Annotated in this window: 1 protein-coding gene; it reads right to left on the bottom strand. The window is 47.4% G+C overall.

Features of this window, described 5'->3' with window-relative positions; genetic code table 11:
• Positions 1–487, bottom strand: a 487-nt coding sequence (locus tag R7E78_RS28205) for an outer membrane beta-barrel protein (protein ID WP_318058894.1), incomplete at its 3' end; no start/stop codon positions are given.
• Positions 488–606 lie beyond the last annotated feature (119 nt).

Genomic DNA, 606 nt, shown 5'->3' with positions numbered 1-606 from the left:
TGTATTCTAAGTTCAAACCAAAGTGTTTATAGCCCCAAGCGACACCTGCTGCGGCTTCTCCGCCAAGGCTAGACTCGTCATATTCTTTATTCTGGCCATTGTTTTTAAGCGTGTAACTTAACGTGTAGTAAGTGATACCGCCTTTACCGTAAAGCTCAAAACCAGCAACCAAAGGGTAGCTTACGTAACCGCTGATTCGCGGACCGCCGTAACTCACGTCGGTGATTTCTGATATTGGGCTAATGAGTACAGAACCAATGCCGTTAAACGCGCCTTTGTAACCTGCTTCAAGGCCGAAGTTTTGGTCGAACATGTAACGGTAATACACATCCCCTAAGAACATGTCGCCGTCATCATGGCCATTATTGACGTCGTAACTGACGTCACCATAGCCTAAATTCGCCCCCACAATGTGTTTGGTTGGCTCGGCATGAGCGGTGACAGAAAGTGCAGACAACAAGCATGCTACGGCGTATTTGTAAGACATAAGGACTCCGAATAGTAAACGAATAAACAAGATGTTGCGTGATACGCTGGATTAACGCAGACGCGTCGCAAACTCGGCTTTGGTGTTGTCTAGCCACTCATAACGACGGCGGTACATCG

Source organism: Vibrio sp. YT-19(2023) (genome assembly GCF_033337395.1).
The sequence above is the reverse complement of the archived record's forward strand: the minus strand, read 5'-3'. Positions and strand labels throughout refer to the sequence as shown.